18 protein-coding genes and 1 tRNA gene are annotated in these 20674 nt (G+C 71.6%); 6 read left to right on the top strand and 13 right to left on the bottom strand.

Annotation, left to right across the window (positions count from 1 at the left end):
* Nucleotides 1-5: 5 nt before the first annotated feature.
* Nucleotides 6-1583 carry a DUF222 domain-containing protein gene (locus JOF44_RS00815; protein ID WP_209886175.1) on the top strand — a complete coding sequence of 526 codons (1578 nt, stop codon included), beginning with the start codon at nt 6-8 and terminating at the stop codon, nt 1581-1583.
* Nucleotides 1584-1636: 53 nt separating this feature from the next.
* Here the strand turns inward: JOF44_RS00815 and JOF44_RS00810 are convergent, their stop codons facing one another.
* Nucleotides 1637-2137: a hypothetical protein gene (locus JOF44_RS00810; RefSeq protein ID WP_209886172.1), complete on the bottom strand. Its 501-nt coding sequence runs from the start codon at nt 2135-2137 to the stop codon at nt 1637-1639.
* Nucleotides 2138-2402: 265 nt separating this feature from the next.
* Between JOF44_RS00810 and JOF44_RS00805 the strand changes: the two genes are divergently transcribed.
* Entirely contained in the window at nt 2403-2900 is a 498-nt protein-coding gene (locus JOF44_RS00805; RefSeq protein ID WP_209895556.1) for a pyrimidine dimer DNA glycosylase/endonuclease V, read from the top strand.
* Nucleotides 2897-3400, top strand: coding sequence for a mycothiol transferase (locus JOF44_RS00800; RefSeq protein ID WP_209886169.1), 504 nt, complete (start codon nt 2897-2899; stop codon nt 3398-3400). The genes JOF44_RS00805 and JOF44_RS00800 overlap by 4 nt, the downstream gene beginning before the upstream one ends.
* A gap of 180 nt (nt 3401-3580) precedes the next feature.
* Here JOF44_RS00800 and uvrB read toward each other — a convergent pair whose 3' ends face one another.
* Both uvrB and coaE read right to left on the bottom strand, forming a co-directional pair.
* On the bottom strand, nt 3581-5683 hold the full coding sequence (gene uvrB / locus JOF44_RS00795; protein ID WP_209886166.1) for an excinuclease ABC subunit UvrB: 2103 nt from the start codon (nt 5681-5683) through the stop codon (nt 3581-3583).
* Between the two features lie 51 nt (nt 5684-5734).
* Nucleotides 5735-6385, bottom strand: coding sequence for a dephospho-CoA kinase (gene coaE, locus JOF44_RS00790; RefSeq protein WP_209886163.1), 651 nt, complete (start codon nt 6383-6385; stop codon nt 5735-5737).
* Between the two features lie 57 nt (nt 6386-6442).
* Here coaE and JOF44_RS00785 point away from each other — a divergent pair, with 57 nt between their 5' ends.
* Complete coding sequence (locus tag JOF44_RS00785) at nt 6443-7381, top strand: trimeric intracellular cation channel family protein (RefSeq protein ID WP_209886161.1); 939 nt, start codon at nt 6443-6445, stop codon at nt 7379-7381.
* A gap of 4 nt (nt 7382-7385) precedes the next feature.
* Here JOF44_RS00785 and aroD read toward each other — a convergent pair whose 3' ends face one another.
* The 8 genes from aroD to polA form a co-directional block, all read right to left on the bottom strand.
* Nucleotides 7386-8189, bottom strand: a complete 804-nt coding sequence (aroD, locus tag JOF44_RS00780; RefSeq protein ID WP_342591620.1) for a type I 3-dehydroquinate dehydratase — start codon at nt 8187-8189, stop codon at nt 7386-7388.
* 10 nt (nt 8190-8199) lie between these two features.
* Nucleotides 8200-9282 carry a 3-dehydroquinate synthase gene (gene aroB / locus JOF44_RS00775; RefSeq protein ID WP_209886159.1) on the bottom strand — a complete coding sequence of 361 codons (1083 nt, stop codon included), beginning with the start codon at nt 9280-9282 and terminating at the stop codon, nt 8200-8202.
* On the bottom strand, nt 9279-9833 hold the full coding sequence (locus JOF44_RS00770) for a shikimate kinase (RefSeq protein WP_209886156.1): 555 nt from the start codon (nt 9831-9833) through the stop codon (nt 9279-9281). The genes aroB and JOF44_RS00770 overlap by 4 nt, the downstream gene beginning before the upstream one ends.
* Nucleotides 9830-11080, bottom strand: a complete 1251-nt coding sequence (gene aroC / locus JOF44_RS00765) for a chorismate synthase (protein WP_209886153.1) — start codon at nt 11078-11080, stop codon at nt 9830-9832. Before aroC ends, JOF44_RS00770 begins: the two co-directional genes overlap by 4 nt.
* A gap of 117 nt (nt 11081-11197) precedes the next feature.
* Complete coding sequence (locus tag JOF44_RS00760; RefSeq protein WP_209886150.1) at nt 11198-11998, bottom strand: hypothetical protein; 801 nt, start codon at nt 11996-11998, stop codon at nt 11198-11200.
* Between the two features lie 260 nt (nt 11999-12258).
* A complete protein-coding gene (locus JOF44_RS00755) occupies nt 12259-13089 on the bottom strand; it encodes an HAD-IIA family hydrolase (protein ID WP_209886147.1) in 831 nt (276 codons plus the stop codon).
* Between the two features lie 144 nt (nt 13090-13233).
* Nucleotides 13234-14739, bottom strand: coding sequence for a 30S ribosomal protein S1 (gene rpsA / locus JOF44_RS00750; RefSeq protein ID WP_209886144.1), 1506 nt, complete (start codon nt 14737-14739; stop codon nt 13234-13236).
* Between the two features lie 220 nt (nt 14740-14959).
* On the bottom strand, nt 14960-17671 hold the full coding sequence (gene polA, locus JOF44_RS00745) for a DNA polymerase I (protein WP_209886141.1): 2712 nt from the start codon (nt 17669-17671) through the stop codon (nt 14960-14962).
* 77 nt (nt 17672-17748) lie between these two features.
* On the opposite strand from polA, the gene JOF44_RS00740 reads away from it, so the two are divergent.
* Nucleotides 17749-18213, top strand: coding sequence for a PaaI family thioesterase (locus JOF44_RS00740; RefSeq protein WP_209886138.1), 465 nt, complete (start codon nt 17749-17751; stop codon nt 18211-18213).
* A gap of 9 nt (nt 18214-18222) precedes the next feature.
* Here JOF44_RS00740 and JOF44_RS00735 read toward each other — a convergent pair whose 3' ends face one another.
* Together JOF44_RS00735 and JOF44_RS00730 are read right to left on the bottom strand one after the other, a co-directional pair.
* Nucleotides 18223-19575: an ABC transporter substrate-binding protein gene (locus tag JOF44_RS00735; protein WP_209886136.1), complete on the bottom strand. Its 1353-nt coding sequence runs from the start codon at nt 19573-19575 to the stop codon at nt 18223-18225.
* An 84-nt stretch (nt 19576-19659) separates the two neighbouring features.
* Nucleotides 19660-20310: an ANTAR domain-containing response regulator gene (locus tag JOF44_RS00730; protein ID WP_209886134.1), complete on the bottom strand. Its 651-nt coding sequence runs from the start codon at nt 20308-20310 to the stop codon at nt 19660-19662.
* 109 nt (nt 20311-20419) lie between these two features.
* Here JOF44_RS00730 and JOF44_RS00725 point away from each other — a divergent pair.
* Nucleotides 20420-20502: transfer RNA gene (locus JOF44_RS00725), tRNA-Leu, on the top strand.
* Nucleotides 20503-20674: the final 172 nt, after the last annotated feature.

The raw sequence follows: 20674 nt of genomic DNA, 5'->3' as shown, positions 1-20674 counted from the left end.
CCGTCATGACCCTCACCCCGCTGCCCCCGAGACCCGATCAGTCGGATTCACCCCGTCCCCACCGTCTCGCCCGGCCGGAGGCCGAGGAACTGGGGCAGCAGATCCAGCAGCAGGCGGCTCTGATCGCCGAAGCCACCTGCGAACTGCTGCTGATGGTCGCCGACTTCGACGCTCGCGATGGGACGAGGTGCTTCGTGGGCCTGAAGTCCACGGCCCACTGGCTCGCCTGGGCGTGCTCGATGACCCCGGGCACCTCTCGCGAGCACGTGCGGGTGTCCCGGGCCCTGCCGGAGATGCCGCTGACCGTCGAGGAGTTCCGGGCCGGTCGGCTGTCCTACTCCAAGGTCCGAGAGATCACCCGCGTCGTCGGGCGCGTCGACGAGACCATGCTGGTGGAGATGGCCCGGGCGATGACCGCCTCCCAACTCGCCCGGGCCATCTCCTCCTTCCGCGCCGTCGACGGCAGCCGCCTCGAACAGGACGCGATCCGCGAGGCCCGCTGGCAGACCCGCGGGGACGGCATGGTCGAGATCCGGGCAGTGCTGCCGGCCGAGATGGGCGCCGAGGTGGTCACCGCTCTGGACCTGGCCCTGGACCGCGACGGTCACGACCCCTCGATGGCAGAATCCGACGCCGAGGATCTGTCGAGCAGCGGTGCCGCGGAGCCGAGCCCCGATGACCTCGCGGCGAAGGCGGCGGAGATCAGCGCCACCCCGACCCTGGAACAGCGCAAAGCGGATGCCCTGCACGACATCGCCCGCACCTTTCTCGACGCCGAACCGGACGACCGTTCCGGGGAGGACCGCCATCTGGTCATCGTCGAGGTCAGCGCCGACACGCTCACCGACCACGTTCCCGCGGGAACGCCCGAGCACGCCCTCGCTCCAGACGTTCCCGCGGGAACGTCTGAGCCCTCCCTTGCGTCGGCCGCCGTCGGCCCCGACCTCGCACCGGTCCCGACACCCGGGACCGGCGCCGCCGCCGACGTTCCCGCAGGAACGCCCCCGCGCTGCGGCGTCGTCGGACAGGGGCCTCTGGAGCCCCGCACGGCGGAGCGGTTGGCCTGCACCGGAAAGGTCGCGCTGATGATCACCGATGCCGGGGGCGAGGTGCTGCACCTGGGCAGGTCCCGACGTCTCGCATCCCGAGCCCAGCGGCGCGCCCTGCGCCTGCGCGACGGTGTCTGCAGCTTCCCCGGCTGCCATCAGAGCCGTCACCTCGACGCCCACCACACCACGCCCTGGTCAGAGGGCGGAGCAACCGACATCGAGGGCCTGGCCCTGCTGTGCCGACGCCACCATGTGATGGTTCACGAAGGCGGACTCCGCCTCGTCCCCGACACAGCTCGCGCGACCCCGCTCGCGCCGCGCTTCCAGGTGCTGGACCGTGCGGCCCACTCCGTCCAGGCTCGCTGGCCCGCCCTGCACGAGTCCGTGCGCGTGCGGCCCGACGCCCCCACCGTCTCCAGCGCGGGGCAGGACACCGATCCCGAGCGCATCGCTGCGACGACGGGCGGCGCACGCTTCCGGCTCGCAGACTGCGTCGATGCTCTCTGCAGCAGCGTGCTGGAATCTGCCGCGTGATCCCTGAGGGCCGAATGTCCATGAGGGCTCCATCGCATCCGACCGGGCGCCGGTCACCCCTCGGAGTCCCCGGAATCATCGATCGCCACCGAGGCGACGGTGAGAACCCCGGTCGCGAGTCCGATGACCAGGCGTGGCGACGGCACACCGCGGGATCGCAGAGCGTTCTCCACCCGATGGTCGATCCGGATCGCGGCGACACCCCCTCCGGCGACGACGGCGCCGAGCCCGACGGACAGGCCGAATCGGGCGAACCACGGCTGCGACCTGCTGCTCTCGCCGTCGGTGGGCTGCGCATCCTCCGCGGCCGACGCGGAAGCCGGGGTTCGGGCTGGAGCCTGGGCCAGGGGCGTCGTCGCTGTCCCGTCCACCTGCCGGGGGCTCCGCGCCCCCTCGGCAGCGTAGGTGATCGTGGCGGTGAGCACCGCCGGGACGAGGACATAGGCGACCTGCACCGGGCGCGGCAGCCGATGCAGCGGGACCATGCCGAGAGCGGCCGCGGCCGCTCCCCCGACGGCGAGGGGAAGGATCTGGTCGCGTCGTGCTGCAGGCATCGGTCAGGTCGCTCCTGAGTGTCGGTGTCAGAGGTGGACGCTCTCGGCGACCGCCTCGGTGCGGACTTCACCGTATCGAAGCGGCCTCAGCACGTCACCCGACCGAAGATCGCATCCCCGGCGACGTCCGGTGGGGACCTCATGGGTGGCGGATAGTCCCCCCATCGGCATCCCGCGCGGAAGGACATGGCCCGTGCACCGGGCCGGACACGGTGCGGGCCGCAGTCCGCTGGCCCGGATCCACGAGGTGCAGGAGGATGGGCAGATGCGCCTCTGGTCACTGCACCCCCGACACCTCGAGCGCCAGGGCCTCACGGGCTGCTGGCGCGAATCACTGCTGGCCCAGGCGGTGCTCGCCGGCCGCACGCGCGGCTACCGTTCCCACCCGCAGCTCGAGCGGTTCCGGGCGCAGGTCGATCCGCTCGCAGCCCTCGGTGCCTATCTCGACGTCCTGGCCGAGGAGGCCACGGCGCGGGGATACCGCTTCGATCGCACCCGGATCGACGAGGCGCCGAACGGCGGGGCGCGCCCGGCGCGGATCCCCGTCCCTGACGGTCAGCTCGCCTGTGAATGGGAGCATCTGCTGGCGAAGCTCGAGCAGCGCGACCCGGTACGCTGGCAGCGAGTGCGGCGCCTCGCGGCGCCCGAGCCCCATCCGCTGTTCACCGTTGTGCCCGGGGCCGTCGCCTCCTGGGAGCGCGCGTCTCCCGGGGGCCGTCCCCGCTCCCCCGGCCCTGCCGCCCCTGAGATAGGACCAGCATGACGGACTCCGCACAGGAATCGGTCGCCCGCTCCCTCGCGCTGCGCGACCTCGTACGGCATCGAGACCATGTGCTGCGCACGATCGACGGGCTGGGTGAGTCGGAGCTCGATCATGTCGCAGCTCCGTCCGGCTGGACGCCGCGCTCGATGCTCAGCCACCTGATCCATGACGTCGAGAGCTTCTGGCTCCGCGCAGTGCTGGGCGGCGACGGCACCGCGATCGATCAGCTCCGGGACGGCTGGCGCGCGCCGCCGTTGCCCGGACCCGCGCTCCGCGAGGCGTACCGACGTGAGACAGCCCTCGGTGACGCGGCCCTCGCCCGGGCCGATCTGAACGCACCGCCCCTGTGGTGGCCGCCCGTCGAGGTGTTCGACGCGCCTCGACTCCTGACGGGATGGGAGATCCTGCTGCGGGTGATCGACGAGACCGCGGTCCATGCAGGGCATCTCGACATGGCTCGGGAAGCGATGGACGGCCATCAGGACCTGGTGGTCGGCTGACAGGCCTCTGCTCGCGTGAAAGGCCTCGAGCGAGCGGAATCCCGCTCGGGCGCGGGGCGTGTGTCGACCACGACCAGGTCGTGCTCCTCGGCGACCTCGGAGTGAACCCCCACCGCCCCGCTGCGCCCGAGTTCACCGATCTCCACGGGGAGCGTCCTGGACGGTCCCCGCGCGGCCCGCTCAGGACCGCTGGATCGCGCGCAGCTCCTTCTTCAGCTCCTGGACCTCGTCCCGCAGACGGGCCGCCTGCTCGAACTGGAGGGTCTCGGCGGCCTGGTGCATCTGGCCGGTCATCTCGTCGATCATGCCGGTCAGGGAACCGACCGGATCGTCCCCGAGGTCGACCGTGCGGCCGCTGACGGCGTCCACGGCGTTGGCGCGCGCCTTGTCCCGGGAGACTCGTTCCTTCCCGGAGCGGTAGTCGGTCGCCATCAGCGTGTCGGTGTCGATGTCCTCGCGGGCGAGCATGTCGGTCACGTCCGCGATCCGCTTGCGCAGCGGAGTCGGGTCGATGCCGTTCTCGGTGTTGAACGCGATCTGCTTCTCGCGGCGCCGGTTGGTCTCGTCGATCGCGGACTGCATCGAGTCGGTGACGGTGTCCGCGTACATGTGGACCTGCCCGGAGACGTTGCGGGCCGCACGGCCGATGGTCTGGATCAGCGAGGTGCGCGAGCGCAGGAACCCCTCCTTGTCGGCATCGAGGATCGCCACCAGCGAGACCTCGGGCAGGTCCAAGCCCTCACGCAGCAGGTTGATGCCCACCAGCACGTCGAACTCGCCCTGGCGCAGCGAGCGCAGCAGCTCGATGCGGCGCAGGGTGTCGACGTCGGAGTGCAGGTACTGCACGCGCACCCCGTTCTCCAGCAGGAAATCCGTCAGATCCTCCGCCATCCGCTTGGTCAGCGTGGTCACCAGCACGCGCTCGTCGCGCTGGACCCGCTTGTCGATCTCCTCGCGCAGATCGTCGATCTGGCCCTTGACGGGCTTGACGATCACCTCGGGATCCACCAGGCCGGTGGGGCGGATGATCTGCTCGACGTACCCGTCGGACCTGCCCAGCTCGTAGTCGGCGGGCGTCGCGGAGAGGTAGACGGTCTGCCCGGTGCGCTCGGTGAACTCGGCGAAGGTCAGCGGGCGGTTGTCCAGCGCGCTGGGCAGGCGGAAGCCGAAGTCGACCAGGGTGCGCTTGCGGGAGCGGTCCCCCTCGAACATGGCACCGATCTGCGGGACGGTCACATGAGATTCGTCGATGACCAGCAGGAAGTCTTCGGGGAAGTAGTCCATGAGGGTGTTCGGCGCCGTGCCGGGATCGCGCCCGTCGAGGTGACGGGAGTAGTTCTCGACGCCGTTGGTCGAGCCCATCTGCCGCAGCATCTCCAGATCATGGGTGGTGCGCATGCGCAGCCGCTGCGCCTCGAGCAGCTTGTTCTGGCTCTCGAGCTCCTCGAGGCGCTCGCCGAGCTCGACCTCGATCGTCCCGATCGCACGGGTCAGCCGCTCGGGGCCGGCGACGTAGTGGGAAGCGGGGAAGATGTGGATGTGGTCCTCCTCGCGGATCACCTCCCCCGTCATCGGGTGCAGCGTGTACAGCGCATCGATCTCGTCGCCGAAGAACTCGACGCGGATGGCGAGCTCCTCGTACATCGGGATGATCTCGACGGTGTCGCCGCGCACCCGGAAGGTGCCGCGCTCGAAGGCGACATCGTTGCGGTCGTACTGCATGTCCACGAAGCGGGTCAGCAGCTCGTCGCGGTCCAGCTGCTGGCCGCGGGACAGCTGCGCCATGCGGTCGACGTACTCCTGCGGGGTGCCCAGGCCGTAGATGCAGGAGACCGAGGAGACCACCACCACGTCGCGGCGGGTCAGCAGGGAGTTGGTCGCGCTGTGCCGCAGGCGTTCCACCTCGGCGTTGACCGAGGAGTCCTTCTCGATGTACGTGTCCGACTGCGGGACGTACGCCTCCGGCTGGTAGTAGTCGTAGTAGGAGACGAAGTACTCCACCGCGTTGTGCGGCAGCAGCTCCCGGAACTCGCTGGCCAGCTGCGCGGCGAGGGTCTTGTTGTGGGCCATCACCAGAGTGGGGCGCTGGACCTGCTCGATCAGCCACGCCGTCGTGGCGGACTTGCCGGTGCCCGTCGCACCCAGCAGCACGACGTCCTGCTCCCCATCGTTGATGCGGCGGGTGAGGTCGGCGATCGCGCGCGGCTGGTCGCCCGAGGGGTTGTACTCGGAGACGACTTCGAAGGGATGCTCGGCACGGACCAGATCGGTGACAGGACGCATGGGACGAGCCTACGACCCGGGGCCGACGGGCGACACGGTCGGGCCGCACGGTCAGCGCACGGCGGAATCCGCGAGATCCCCGAGCCCGGCCGTGACGACGGCCAGGGCGTGCTCGGCGCGATCGGCCAGGACGTCGCGCCCGGAGGTGTTCAGCACCAGGCGATCCGCGCGCCGGATCCGATCCAGGTCGGTGACCTGGGCGGCCATGATCGAGACGACATAGGCGCGGTCCTTGCCGCGGTCCCGCATCACTCGCTCGATGCGGTCCTCGCGCCGGGCGAGCACGGCGACGACCGCCCGGTAGCCGGCCTCCTGATGCTTCTCCAGCAGCAGCGGGCTGTCGTGGATCACGAAGAGCTCGCCCGCATCGGCCGCCTGGCGCTCCTCGGCGCCGACCGCGCGATCCACGCGGCCCAGCACGATCTCCTCCAGATCGGCGCGCGCCGCCGGGTCGGCGAAGACGATCGACGCCAGGGCGGCACGATCGATGGTGCCTGCCGGGGTGCGCAGTCCCTCGCCGAAACGGGCCACGGCCTCCTCGACCCCCTCGCCCGGCACGTCGAGGACCGCGCGGGAATAGGCATCCAGGTCGATCACCCGGTGGCCCGCCGCCCGCCAGAGCGCCGCGACCGTGGACTTCCCGGATCCGATGCCGCCGGTCAGGCCGAGACGCGTCAGGGATGCGGAGGTGGCCGGTGTCATGCTCCGATCGTACGGGGAGGCATGCCCCGGGGCGGCCGGAGGACTACCGTCGAATCCGTGGACCCCCTCGAACTGCTCGTGACCAACGACCTGCTGCGCGTGCTGGACCTGATCGGCGTGGCCGTCATGGGTGTGGCCGCCGGGGCGCTGGCGGCTCGGCTGAACTTCGACGCCGTCGGCTTCGCATTCATCGGGATCGTCGCGGGCCTGGGCGGGGGCCTGGTGCGTGATCTGATCCTCGACTACGGCACCCCGGCGGCCTTCGACGGCGGCTGGTACCTGGCCTGCGCGCTGGGCGGATCGCTGTTCGCCTATCTGATCACGGCCGAGGGGGCGTGGTGGCGGCACCTGGTCTCCGTGCTGGACATCGCCGCGATGGCGCTGTGGGCGGCGACCGGCACGGCGAAGTCGATCGGCTACGGCCTGGATCCGCTGCCGGCGATCCTGCTGGGCGTCGTCAGCGCCGTGGGCGGCGGGGTGATCCGCGATGTGCTGGTGGGGCGCGTCCCCGCGATCTTCGGCGGCGGCCCCCTCTATGCGACCGGCGCGCTGGTCACGGCCGTCGGCACCTGGGGGGTCGTCGCACTCGGGATCCCCTCCCCGTACGTCCTGGTGGCCGTCGGGATCGGGGCCCTGCTGGCGGGGCTCGCGGCCTGGCGCCGCTGGTCGCTGCCCGCGCACAGCGAGTGGCAGGTGACGATGTCCGCCTCCCAGCTGAAGGCGCTGGTGCGCCGCACCCGACGTTCCGAGCGGGAGCGGGTGGCGCACGAGACCGGCGCGATCCCCGTGGTCGATGCCACGGTGGACGACCTGGCCGACGACATCGGCTTCCTGGACGTCGACGCCGGCGAGTACGCCGAGCGCACCTTCGCCGAGCACGACGGCGAGGACGTCGAGTTCCCGCAGACGGGCAGCACGGAGAGCACGGAGAGCACGGGCAGCACGGACGAGGAGCCCCCTGACGATCCCGGACCGGAGGGCTCCCGAGCGCGCTGAGACGTCAGGGGCGCAGGCGCTCCAGCATCAGGGCAACGTCGTCGGCCTCGAGCTGGCCGGGGGCGGAGCCGCGCCCGACGGACGCGAAGGTCGCGGCGCTGCCGAAGGTCTCCGCCGAGACGCGGCTGACCACGCCGAGCGACCCCATGGCGATCGCGATGTGCGGTCCCTGCCCCTCGGCGGCGACCGTGAGGCTCGCCGACAGCAGGGTCAGCACGTCGCGCGCGCTGTGCGGGGTGACGGCGATCTTGGGGACGTCGGCGCCGAGAGCGCGCTGGGCGCGCATCCGCTCGATGAGCTCGTCCTCGTCCCCGGTCCCCTCGAGGTCGTGATGGGAGCCGATGATGACCACGCCGTTGCGGTGCGCGGTCGCGATCACCCGCGAGACCATCTCCGGGGATCGGGAGGTCTCCACGTCGATCAGGTCGACCTGGGACTGCGTCCCGGCCCGTCGCGAGCCCATGAGGGCCTCCAGCAGGATGGCGAGGTCGGTGTCGCGGGGCTGTCGGCCCCCGCCCTCCGCGGCCGTGCGGTACGTGGCCAGCAGGGCCTTGTCCGGCCCGAGCGCGGCCCGCAGAGGAGACAGCGAGGACAGCACGGACTCCCGGTGCTCCTCGGCGTCCTCGAGGTCCGGGCGGAAGCGGTCGATCCGCCACTCGAGGATCCGCGCCGGGGTCGCGACCGCGGCGTCGGCCTGGGCCAGCAGCGCCTCGTGGTCGTCGCCGACCAGCGGCACGATGATCTCGGGCCGGGCGCGGCCCAGCTCGATGCCTCGGACCGTCGCGGTCCTCGCAGCGATGTCGTTCACGGTCTCCTCCTCAGTCTGCCGTGATGGCGGCGTAGGCGGACAGCAGCAGCGCGGGGTCGGGCCCCTCGAGGCGGGAGACGGATCCGATCCGGTCCAGCACCACGAACCGCAGCAGGCCAGCGCGGGTCTTCTTGTCACGCTTCATGGCGTCCTCGAGCTTGGGCCACTGCCGGTCGCGGTACGTGGTGGGCAGCCCCAGCGAGGTGAGGACCTGGCGGTGCCGGTCCACCTCGGCCTCCGAGAGCTTGCCGGCCAGGTGCGAGAGCTCCGCGGCGAACATCATGCCGACGGACACCGCGGCGCCGTGACGCCACTGGTAGCGCTCGTTGCGCTCGATAGCGTGGGCGAGCGTGTGCCCGTAGTTGAGGATCTCGCGCTCACCCTGCTCGGTCAGGTCCGCGGAGACGATCTCCGCCTTGATCCGGATCTTGCGCTCGACGACCTCGCGGAAGGCATCGGTTCCGACGTCGAGCACCGCGGCCGGGTCCTCCTCGATGATCTCGAGGATGCGGGGGTCGGCGATGAACCCTCCCTTGACGACCTCGGCGAGACCGGCGGCGACGTCGTGCGCCCCGAGCCCGGCGAGCACGTCGAGGTCGGCGATCACCGCCAGCGGCGGATGGAAGGCGCCGACGAGGTTCTTGCCCTCGGCCGTGTTGATCCCGGTCTTCCCGCCGACGGCGGCGTCGACCATGGCGGCCACGGTGGTGGGGATCTGCAGCACGTCCACGCCGCGCAGCCAGGAGGCGGCGACGAAGCCGGCCAGGTCGGTGGCGGCCCCGCCGCCGAGGCCGATGACGAGGTCCTGGCGTCCGATCTCGGCCTGCCCGCACACGCCCCAGAGGAAGCCGGCGACCTGCGCGGTCTTGGCCTCCTCCCCGTCGGGCACCTCGGCGGCGAAGGCGTCCCGTCCGGTCTCCGCGATCGCGGCGCGGACCTCCTCGGCGACCTCGCGCAGGCTCGGCTGGTGGACGATCACCACGCGCCGGGTCCGCTGCGGGACCAGGCCCGGGACGTCGGCGAGGACTCCCCGGCCCACGCGGACGTCGTAGCCGCCGGTCGGGGTGGTCACGGGGATCACGGTCGTGCTCATGCGTTCTTCTCCTCGGGGCCGGACAGCAGGTCCTGGCCCATCATGTCGGTGATGGCGCGCGCGACCGCCGGGGCGGTCCCGCGTCCGGCGTCGATGCGCCATCGAGCCAGCTCCCGGTAGACGGGGCCGCGCTCGGCGGCGAGCTCGCGCCAGCGGATCATGGGGTCCTCTCCCCCGGCGAGCATCGGGCGTCCGTGGCCACGGCCGAGCCGCACGGCCGCCACCTGCTCCTCGACCTCGAGCAGCACGATGGGCCCGCCCCGCAGGCGCTCCCGGGACTCCGGGGCCATGACGGCTCCGCCGCCGAGGGAGAGCACGCCGCGGGTGCCCCGGGATGCGCTCAGGGCCCGTTCGAGCACCGCCGCCTCGAGCCGACGGAAGCCGTCCTCGCCATCGTGCGCGAAGATGTCCGGGATGGGACGTCCGGCCTCGGCGACGATCATCGCGTCGAGGTCGTCGAAGGGCAGGTCCAACCGGGCGGCGAGCTCCCGGCCGACGCTGGTCTTGCCCGCGCCCATCGCGCCGAGCAGGATGACGGCGGGTCCCGTCACGAGGCCCCGCCCGCGCGGCCGCCCACGATCCTCGACTGCAGCGAGACGGTGCCCTCGAGGTGCGCGCGGATCTCCTCGACGCTGTCGCCGCCGGTCTTCTCGAGCAGGGCGTCCACCAGGGCGAGGGCGACCACGGCCTCCGCGATGACGGCAGCGGGGGCGACGGCGCACGTGTCGGAGCGCTGATGGTTCGCGGTCGTCTGCTCGCCGGAGGCGACGTCGATCGTGCGCAGGGCGCGCGGCACGGTCGAGATCGGCTTCAGGGCGCCGCGCACGCGGATCACCTGGCCGTTGCTCATGCCGCCCTCGAGGCCGCCGGCGCGGTTGGTGGCGCGCGGGGTCGCCGTGGTGCCGCCCTCGTCCCCGGCGGCGAGGATCTCGTCGTGCGCGGCGGAGCCGCGGCGGGCGGCGGTGGCGAAGCCGTCCCCGATCTCGACGCCCTTCATGGCCTGGATGGACATGACGGCCTGGGCGAGGCGGCCGTCGAGCTTGCGATCCCATTGGGTGTGGGATCCCAGCCCCACGGGGACGCCGTAGGCGAGGACCTCGACGACGCCGCCGAGGGTGTCTCCGTCGGCCTTCGCCGCGTCGACCTCGGCGACCATCGCCTCCGAGGTCCCGGGATCGAAGCAGCGCAGCGGGTCGGCGTCCAGCGCGGCGTCGTCGTCCGGCGTCGGCAGGGGGGCGTCCTCGGGAACGCGGACGGTGCCGACGGCGAGGGTGTGGGAGACCAGTCGGATCCCGGCGGTCTGCTCGAGGATCGCGCTCGCGACGCGGCCGGCGACCACGCGGGCCGCGGTCTCCCGGGCGCTGGCGCGCTCGAGGATCGGACGGGCCTCGTCGAAGCCGTACTTGAGCATGCCGGAGAGGTCGGCGTGGCCGGGGCGCGGCCGGGTCAGGGCCCGGTTGCGGGCGATCTCGCGCTCGTCCCCGGTGCCGGCGTCGACCACGAGGTCCTCCCGCGGCACCGGATCGGCGCTCATGACCTTCTCCCACTTCGGCCATTCCGAGTTGGCGATCTCGATCGCCAGCGGGGAGCCGAGGGTGCGCCCGTGACGGAGGCCGCCGTGGATCCGCAGGACATCCTGCTCGAACTTCTGGCGGCTGCCGCGGCCGTGTCCGAGCCGGCGACGCGCCAGGGCCGCCTTCAGATCGTCACTGGTCAGCTCGACACCGGCGGGGACGCCGTCGAGCAGGGAGATGAGGGACGGGCCGTGGGACTCCCCGGCCGTGAGCCAGCGCAACATGGCCCCGATCCTCTCATGCGGCGCTGAGGAGAGGAGTCGTCGTCCGCCGGGCGTGCGCCGCCTCGGCGCCCCGCCCGGGCGACGGCGCGACGCCGGGCGGAGCTCACGACGGACGGCTCACGGGCCCTCGATGCTCACCAGCATCCCCGGAGCCTCCCCGTCGGTGGGGATCGGCAGCAGGGTCACCTCCACGGAGCGGCCGGATGCCGTCTCCACCGCCGTGCCCGAGACCGGCTCGGCCTCGCGGAGATCGACCTCCGCCGCGACGGACTCGACGACCAGGTCGTCCCGGCCGACGCCGTCCAGCACGTAGTTCGCCCGCTCGGCGGCGAGCGTCCGGTCCAGCACCCGCGGAGTGTCGGGGTCGGTCTCGTCGAAGACCGGGTAGGCACCGGTGCCGTTCAGGCCGTCGTTCAGGGCCGTCGCAGCCTCGGTCGACAGCGGGGCGCCCTGGGAGAAGTAGAGGGCGTAGTCGGTGTCCGCGACGGCAGCGGGAGCCATATAGGCATAGAAGGTCTCCTCCGCGCCGTCGGCGCCGGTCACCGTGCAGGGCACCGCGGTGGCCGCGTCGTTCAGATCGAGGCCCCCGGCGCAGTCGGCCCGATCCTCTGCCCCCGGATCGCCGGCGCGGTCCCCGAGCCGCTCGCCGAGGACGGCCGCGGACACGGAGGTGTCCCCATCGGCCCGCTGCTGCGGCGTGAAGACCTCCGGGCCCGTGGTGAACACGTCCGTCGGGGCGTCGGTGCGGTGGTCGGCCTCGCCGGATGCCTCGTGGGGTGCCTCCCGGGACGCTTCGGCGGCGGGCCGCGGAGCCGGGTCGGCGGAGGCGAGGGTTCCCCCGGCGAGGGTCAGTCCCATCACCAGCGGGGCGGACAGTCCCAGCGCGGCCACGGCCCTGATCGGATGTCGGCGAGTCATCGTCGTCTCCTTCGCTCTGCGGCCGGGGCGCCCCTTGGCGTCCCGGGGACCCGCCGGGCGGAACGGTCGACGTCGACGAGCTTGCGCTCGACACGACTTGACCGTTCCTTGACCGGTTCTCGGGTCAGGCATGACCTTTCCAGAGCGGGGCGGACGGGTCAAGCACCCTCGCCGGGACGTCCACGGGGCCTGCACATCGTCATCACGCACGGTGGCGGGAGTCCGCCGTCGGCGGCGCGGCCGGACGGGGGCGCCCGCGCTCAGTCCTCGTCGAGCTCGACGGACTCCAGCGGGGTGAGCGCCTCGACGAGCGGGACGACGTCGGCGATGCCGTCCAGAACGGCGGTGGGACGGTAGGGGTACTGCGCGATCTCGTCCTCGCTGGTGGAGCCCGTGAGCACCAGCACGGACCGCATGCCCGCCTCGAGACCCGACTTCACGTCGGTGTCCATCCGATCCCCGATCATCACAGAGGTCTCGGAGTGGGCACCGATGCGGTTCAGCGCGGTGCGCATCATGAGCGGGTTCGGCTTGCCGATGTAGTACGGGTGGATGCCCGTGGCCGCCGTGATCATGGCGGCGACGGAGCCCGTGGCCGGCAGCGGCCCCTCCGCGCTGGGTCCGGTGACGTCCGGGTTGGTGGCGATGAACTTCGCCCCGTTCGTGATCAGGCGGATGGCACGGCTGATCGACTCGAACGAATAGGTGCGGGTCTCCCCCAGCACCACGAACTCGACGTCGCTGTCGGCGAGGATGAACCCCTCCTCGTGCATCGCACTGGTGAGACCGGCCTCACCGATCACATAGGCGGCGGAGCCGGGGGCCTGCTCGGCGAGGAAGCGGGCGGTGGCCAGGGCGCTGGTCCAGATCGACTCCTCGGGGATGTCGAAGCCGCTGCGGGACAGGCGGGCACGCAGGTCCCGGGGCGTGAAGATGGAGTTGTTGGTGAGCACCAGGAAGGGCCGCCCGAAGCGCTGCAGCGCCGCGATGAAGTCGGCCGCCCCGGGCAGGGCGGACTGCTCGTGGACGAGCACCCCGTCCATGTCGGTGAGCCAGGAATGGATCGGATGGTCATCGAGCGCGGTGGTCATGGCACCAGTGTGCCCTGCGAGAGCCCTCGGATGCAGGGACGTTCGGGGCGCGTCGAGGACGTTCCCGGAGTCCGACCCGGGAACGACGCAGCGGCCCGACCCCCTCGGGGCCGGGCCGCTGCGTGCGACGGTCGGATCAGTCGATCAGTTGCCGGTGAGCTTGGCGCGCAGGGCGGCCAGGGCCTCGTCGGAGGCCAGGGTGCCCTCGTCCGTGGTGCTCGACTGGTAGGAGGACTGCGCCGCGGGCGCAGCCGCCGGGGTCGAGGAGGAGGACGAGGACGAGGAGGACGACGACTCGACGGCCGGCGCGTTCGCGGACTCCTCGTCGGCCTTGATCGCCTCGGCGACCTGTGCCTTGTGGGCGGTCCAGCGCTCGTAGGCGGCCGCGTACTGGCCTTCCCACTCCTCGCGCTGGGCCTCGTAGCCCTCGAGCCACTCGTTGGTCTCCGGGTCGAAGCCGGCGGGGTACTTGTACTCGCCGTTCTCGTCGTACTCCGCGGCCATGCCGTACAGGGCCGGGTCGAAGGTGGTGTCGTCACCCTCCGGATCCACGCCCTCATTGGCCTGCTTCAGCGACAGCGAGATGCGGCGACGCTCGAGATCGATGTCGATGACCTTGACGAAGACGTCCTGGTCGACCGTGACGACCTGCTCGGGCAGATCCACGTGGCGCTGGGCCAGCTCGGAGATGTGCACCAGGCCCTCGATGCCGTCCTCGACGCGCACGAAGGCGCCGAAGGGGACGAGCTTGGTGACCTTGCCCGGGACGACCTCGCCGATGGCGTGCGTGCGGGCGAACAGCTGCCACGGATCCTCCTGGGTCGCCTTCAGCGACAGGGAGACGCGCTCGCGGTCCATGTCCACGTCGAGCACCTCGACGTTGACCTTCTGCCCGACCTCGACGACCTCGGAGGGGTGGTCGATGTGCTTCCAGGAGAGCTCGGAGACGTGCACCAGGCCGTCGACACCGCCGAGATCGACGAACGCGCCGAAGTTGACGATGGAGGACACGGCGCCCTCGCGGACCTGGCCCTTCTGCAGGGTCTGCAGGAAGTCGGAGCGGACCGCGGACTGGGTCTCCTCCAGGTAGGCGCGGCGCGACAGGACCACGTTGTTGCGGTTCTTGTCGAGCTCGATGATCTTCGCCTCGATCTCCTGGCCGACGTAGGGCTGGAGGTCACGCACGCGACGCATCTCGACGAGGGAGGCGGGCAGGAAGCCGCGCAGGCCGATGTCGACGATCAGGCCGCCCTTGACGACCTCGATGACGCGTCCGGTGACGACGCCCTCGTCTTCCTTGATCTGCTCGATCGAGCCCCAGGCGCGCTCGTACTGGGCGCGCTTCTTGGACAGGATCAGACGGCCTTCCTTGTCCTCCTTCTGGAGGACCAGGGCCTCGATCTCGTCGCCGACCTCGACGACCTCACCGGGGTCGACGTCGTGCTTGATGGACAGCTCGCGCGAGGGGATGACGCCCTCGGTCTTGTAGCCGATGTCCAGGAGGACCTCGTCGTGATCGACCTTCACCACAGTGCCCTCGACGATGTCGCCATCGTTGAAGTACTTGATGGTCGCATCGATGGCAGCCATGAGTTCGTCGGCGCCGCCGATGTCGTTGATGGCGATCTGGGGGGTCGTGGTGTCGGTCATGTAGGTATGGACTCCGTCGGGACAGGTATGAGTAGGAACGATGGACGTGCAGCGCCCCGCGAGGGGCGCATCCGTGCACGGCGGCTCCCGACAGGCGGGACAGCCCGCGCACAGACCTCCCCGACCTTACCAGCCGTCCCCGCGATGCGCGAGGCACCAGGGCACCCGGACGGAGCGGGACCGTGTGAGGTCCGTCCCCGTCCTCGCCTGATCCGCGCCGTCAGTGCGCCGCCTCGCGCCAGGTCCCGCCGATGCCGACGCCGACCTCCAGCGGGACGGAGAGCTCATAGGCGCGGTCCATGCCCTCGACCACGATCTCCCGCACCGTCTCCAGCTCGCCGGGGGCGACCTCGACCACGAGCTCGTCGTGGACCTGCAGCAGCATCCTGGAGTCGAGCTCCTGGCCGCGCATCCGTCGCTCCACGGCGAGCATCGCGAGCTTGATGATGTCGGCGGCGCTGCCCTGGATCGGGGAGTTCAGCGCGACGCGCTCGGCGTTCTCCCGGCGCTGGCGGTTGTCGGAGGTGAGGTCCGGGAGGTAGCGGCGCCGGCCGAGGATGGTCTCGGTGAACCCGGTGGACCGGGCCGTCTCGACGCTGGAGCGGAGGTAGTCCCGCACCCCGCCGAAGCGCTCGAAATAGCCGTCGCGCAGATCGGTCGCCTCTGCCCGGGAGATCCGCAGCTGCCGGGAGAGCCCGAAGGCGCTCAGCCCGTAGGCGAGGCCGTAGCTGACGGCCTTGGTCTTGGAGCGCATCGCCGGATCGACGGCGTCCGGGGAGACTCCGAACACGCGGGAGGCGACGAAGTTGTGCAGGTCCTCTCCCGTCCGGAAGGCCTCGATCAGTCCGGCGTCCTCGGACAGGTGCGCCATGATGCGCATCTCGATCTGGGAGTAGTCGGCCGTCAGCAGCGTCTCGTAGCCCTGTCCCGCGACGAAGACGTCACGGATGCGCTGGCCCTCGGCGGTGCGCACCGGGATGTTCTGCAGGTTCGGCTCGGTGGAGGCGAGCCGTCCGGTGGCCGCGGCGGTCTGCTGGAAGGTCGTGTGCACCCGCGAGGAGCTGTCGTGGACCTTGTCCAGGCCGACGACGTAGCCGGTCAGCTTGCTCATCTCCCGGAAGCGCAGCAACCAGGACAGGAAGTCGTGGCCCGAGGATCCCGGCTCCAGCTTCTCCTGGAGGTCGGTGAGGGACTCCGCGTCGGTGGAGTGGCCGGAGGAGATCTTCCGCGTGGTCGGCAGCGCGAGGGTCTCGAACAGCACCACCTGGAGCTGCTTGGGCGAGGCGAGGTTGACCTCCTCGCCCACGATCGCGCCGGCCTCCCGCTTCGCCTGGGCGACGAACCCCTCGAACTCCTCGCGCAGCGCCGCCAGCGCCGCCCGGTCGATCGCGATGCCCCGGCCGTGCATGGTCTCCAGCACCTCTTGCAGGGGGCGCTCGAGGTCCTCGAGGATGCCCGAGGCCCAGGGCTCCTCGCCCTGTCGGCGCGCCAGCTCCTCGGCGGCCGGGTGCAGCGCCGAGGCGGCCTCGGCGAGCCGGGCGGCCGCGACGGCGACGTGGCCGGAGCGCACCTCCGGCGTCTCCTTCGCCAGGGTCGAATCGGCAGGTTTGCGCGGGCGCGGTTCGAAGCGGGCACCGCCGAGCTCGGTGCCCAGCGCCTCGGCGTCATAGCTGCGCGCCCCCGGACGCAGCACGAAGGCCTCCAGGGCCAGGTCCCGGGCCTGCCGGCCGAGCGGATAACCGTTGACCTGCATCCACGACCGCACGGCGGGGACGTCGGCCGTGCGGACCTCCCGCGGGCCGCCGAGCGCCGCGGCCAGCACGGCGGAGGCATCGGAGTCGAGCTGTTCGAGGCGGATCGCGGCCCGGGCCTCACCGGTCGCGATCCCGAGCATCGGCCCGCCCCGCACGTCGTCGGCGACGGTCAGGGCCAGGGGCCCGGCGCCCTCCCCCAGCAGATCGTGCAAGCCGGCCGCGCCGTCGAGCTCGAGCACCTCCGCCACCGGTTCCTGCTCCGCGGGAGCGTCCGCGTCCTCGCCGAACAGCACCGCCGGCAGGTCGCGGCGGATGGTGTCGCCGAAGGCGAGCTCGTCGAACACCGCGGCGGTGCGCCCGCGGTCCCCGCCGCCGAGCGTGTAGTGACCGGGGTCGGTGGGCAGGTCGAGGTCGAGGACCGCGGCGTTCATGAGCCGGTTGCGCTCGACGTCCTCGAGGTGGTCGCGCAGCGACTGGCCGGCTTTGCCGGGGATCTCATCGGCATGGGCGATGATGCCGGGCAGATCCGTGTACTTCACGATCCACTTCGCGGCGGTCTTGGGGCCGACGCCGGGCACCCCGGGCAGGTTGTCGGCGGCCTCGCCGACCAGGGCGGCGAGATCGCTGTAGCGCTCCGGCGGGATCCCGTACTTCTCCTCGACGGCCGCGGGAGTCATCCGGCGCATCTCGGTGACGCCCTTGATCGGCTGCAGCATGGTGACCTTCTCGTCGACCAGCTGGATCGCGTCGCGGTCGCTGGAGACGATCAGCGCCTCGCCGCCCTCGGCGGCGGTGCGGGTGGCGAGCGTGGCGATGATGTCGTCGGCCTCGTAGTCCTCGACGGTCAGCCAGCGCACCCCGAGCGCGTCGAGGACCTGCATGATCAGGTCGATCTGTCCGATGAACTCGGGCGGCGTCACGTCGCGCCCGCCCTTGTACTGGTCGTAGATGCGGTCGCGGAAGGTGCCGCCGGGCAGATCGAAGGCGACCGCGACGTGGGTCGGGCGCTCCGAGGACACGACATTGATGAGCATCCGTGCGAAGCCGTAGACGGCGTTGGTCGCCTGCCCGCGCCCGTCGCTGAAGCCGTCGGCGGGCAGCGCGAAGAAGGCGCGGAACGCCATGGCGTGCCCGTCGATCAGGAGGATCCGCTGGTCACCGGTGTCACTCGCACTCATGAGGAGAAGTCTCGCACGTCGGGCCGACGTCCGCAGATCCGGCGGGCCGGCGGCGGCGGGTGTGGCACGCTCGAGGCATGAGCCCCCTGAGCGATCTGCCCGAGACCACGTCCGCCCCGCTGAGCGGGGAGCGCCTGCGCGCTCTGGTCGCCCCCATGGTCCGGGGCACGATGGTGGAGCGCTGCGGGATGGAGATGGTCGAGCTGGATGCGCGGGGCGGGATCATGACCATGCCGGTGGCGGGGAACACCCAGCCGGCCGGACTGCTGCACGGCGGGGCGACGATCGCGCTGGCCGAGTCGATCGCCTCCTTCGCCGCGATGCTGCAGGCGCGCGAGGTCCTCGGCGAGGGGGCGCAGGCGGTCGGCACCTCGGTCTCGGCGCTGCACCACCGCTCGGCCCGCGCCGGGACCGTCACCGCGACCTGCGCCGTCCGTCATGCAGGACGTCAGGTCGCGAGCTATCTGGTGGACGTCCGCGACGAATCGGGAGCGCTGCTGAGCACCATCACCGTCCAGACCATGCTGCTGCCGCCGCGCTGAGCGCGCCGCTCACGCAGGGGTCTCGAAGTCCTCGTCACCGGCGCCCTGGCGTTCATTGGCCTCGTTCCAGGAGAAGGTCCGCAGCGTCCCGGTGCGGGGGTCCTTGGCCGGGCCCAGCTCCAGCGGACCCATCCGTCCCCGGTAGGAGACCGTCGCCCGGTCCTGCGACTGCACCCCGGTGCGCAGGATCGAGCTGCAGTCGCCGTAGCTCGTGCACTCCTCGGTCCCGGTGAGCACCCGGGCCACGGAGGCGGCGATGTCGACCCCGTCGACGGACAGCGCGTCCTGGGCCGCCAGGCAGGCCAGCACCGCGGCGTCGTAGGCCTGCGGGGAGTACCCGTAGCCCGTGCGCTGAAGGTCCGCATCGAGGTTGAGCATCATGTTCACGTGCTCGACCGTCAGCTCGGCCCCGGGGAGATACCCGGTCGCCGCGCTCAGCGACTCCGGGGCGAGCTCGGCGGCGGAGTAGTCCACGCTCGCGGCCGGGCTGAGACGGCGCGCGAACTCGACGGTGGGGCGCTTCCCCTCCTCGTCGAGCGTGGCCTCGTGCAGGGCGGACAGCAGCGGCCCCGCCTCCGGGCCGCCGTTGACGACCAGCAGGGCCGGCGGGGTCGCCAGGATCTTCTCGACGACGGGGGCGACCTCCCCCATCTTCCCGGCCGGGTAGAAGTGCTCGGCGAGGACCGTGCCGCCGTCGGGATCGAGGATCCGGCCGAGCTCCTCGTGCAGGCTGTGGCCGTGCGCGGTGTCCTCGGAGACGAGGGCGACCGTCCCCGGTGCGGGTCCGTCGTCCGAGCTGGCCGCCCAGGAGGCCTCCGCGTACAGCGCGGCCAGGGCGACGTCGTTCGGCGCCAGCCGGGTCAGCATGTTGGAGGAGACCACCTCGGGGGCGCGCACGCTCATGCCGGAGGTGAACAGGTCGATCACCGCGATCCCCGCGTCGACGAAGGCGGGGATCGCGGCGACCAGGGCCTCTTCGTCGATCGAGGTGATCACCGTGCTCGCCCCGGCCTCCGCGAACTGCGCGATGACGTCGGTGAGGTCCTCACCGGGCTCGGCCATCACGTGACGCTCGAGGAGGGTGACCTCGTGGCCGAACAGACCGCCCCAGCGCTTGTTCACGTCGATCATCGCCTGTCCGAGGGCGAGGCCGATCGGCGTCTCGAAGGCGGCGGATCGCCCGAAGGAGGCGCCGATCGAGCCCAGGGTCAGCGCAGTGTCCGGCTCGGCGAGGGCCTCTGCCGTCGGCCCCGTCGTCTCCGGCGGGGCGCCGCGACGTCCTCCGGTGCAGGCCGAAAGGGGCCCCGCACCGAGGACCCCCGCCCCGAGGCCGCGCACCAGCGTGCGCCGTGAGATCGTCATCTCCCCTGTGCTTCCCCTCTCGTCCCGGCGCTCCCCCGGCGCCGGATCGATGGTCCCGACGCCCTCAGGGCGCCCGTCGGTCCCTCACTCCTTGCCGGCGCCGCCGAGCTGGTCGACCACGGCGTCGGCGACCTCGCGCATCGTCAACCGACGATCCATGGATGTCTTCTGGATCCAGCGGAACGCCTCCGGCTCCGACAGCCCCATGTTGGTCTGCAGCAGGCCCTTGGCGCGGTCCACGCGCTTGCGCGTCTCGAACCGCTCGCCGAGGTCGGCGATCTCGGACTCGAGCTGGGTGATCTGGGTGAAGCGGGAGATCGCGATCTCGATCGCGGGCAGCAGGTCCGCGGGCGTGAAGGGCTTGACCACGTAGGCCATGGCACCGGCGTCCCGCGCCCGCTCGACCAGCTCGGCCTGCGAGAACGCGGTGAGCATGACGACGGGGGCGAGGTTGTCCTCGCCGATCCGCTCGGCGGCGGTGACCCCGTCGATCTGCGGCATCTTCACGTCCATCACGACCACGTCGGGCCGCAGTTCTCGGGCCTTGTCCACGGCGCTCTCGCCGTCGCCGACGGCGGCGACGACCTCGAATCCGGCCTCGGTCAGGCTCTCCACGATGTCCATGCGGATGAGGCTCTCGTCCTCGGCCACCACCGCGGTGCGGCGGGGGCTGCCCTCCTCGGGGGCAGAGAGGTCCTGCGGGTCGTCGGGAAGGGGAGCGTTCTCGTCTGTCATGTTGCCCTGTGTCTCGGGTAGTGCCCTGCCCGGGGGTGGTCTGCACCCGCGTGGTCGAGGACGGTGGTCATCAGCGGTATTCTAGTCCAGCCCTCCTGCGAGGGGGCCAGCCGGATTGGCGGAATGGTAGACGCGGCGCACTCAAAATGCGCTGTCCGCGAGGGCGTGCGGGTTCGAGTCCCGCATCCGGCACCCTAGCGACGTGTGCATGGCCTGCATCGATGCACCTGACGGGCCGCCCGGACCGCAGTTCCGGACATGGTGTGAACACACAGTGGCCACCATCTCGTCCGCGTCGGTCTCGATCATGTCACCCCAGGTCACGTCATGCACCGGTGAGCTTTCGCATCGAACGAACGCTTCG

Origin of the sequence: Brachybacterium fresconis (assembly GCF_017876515.1) — a bacterium.
Classification (GTDB): domain Bacteria; phylum Actinomycetota; class Actinomycetes; order Actinomycetales; family Dermabacteraceae; genus Brachybacterium; species Brachybacterium fresconis.
This window is presented reverse-complemented; position numbering and strand designations above follow the sequence as displayed.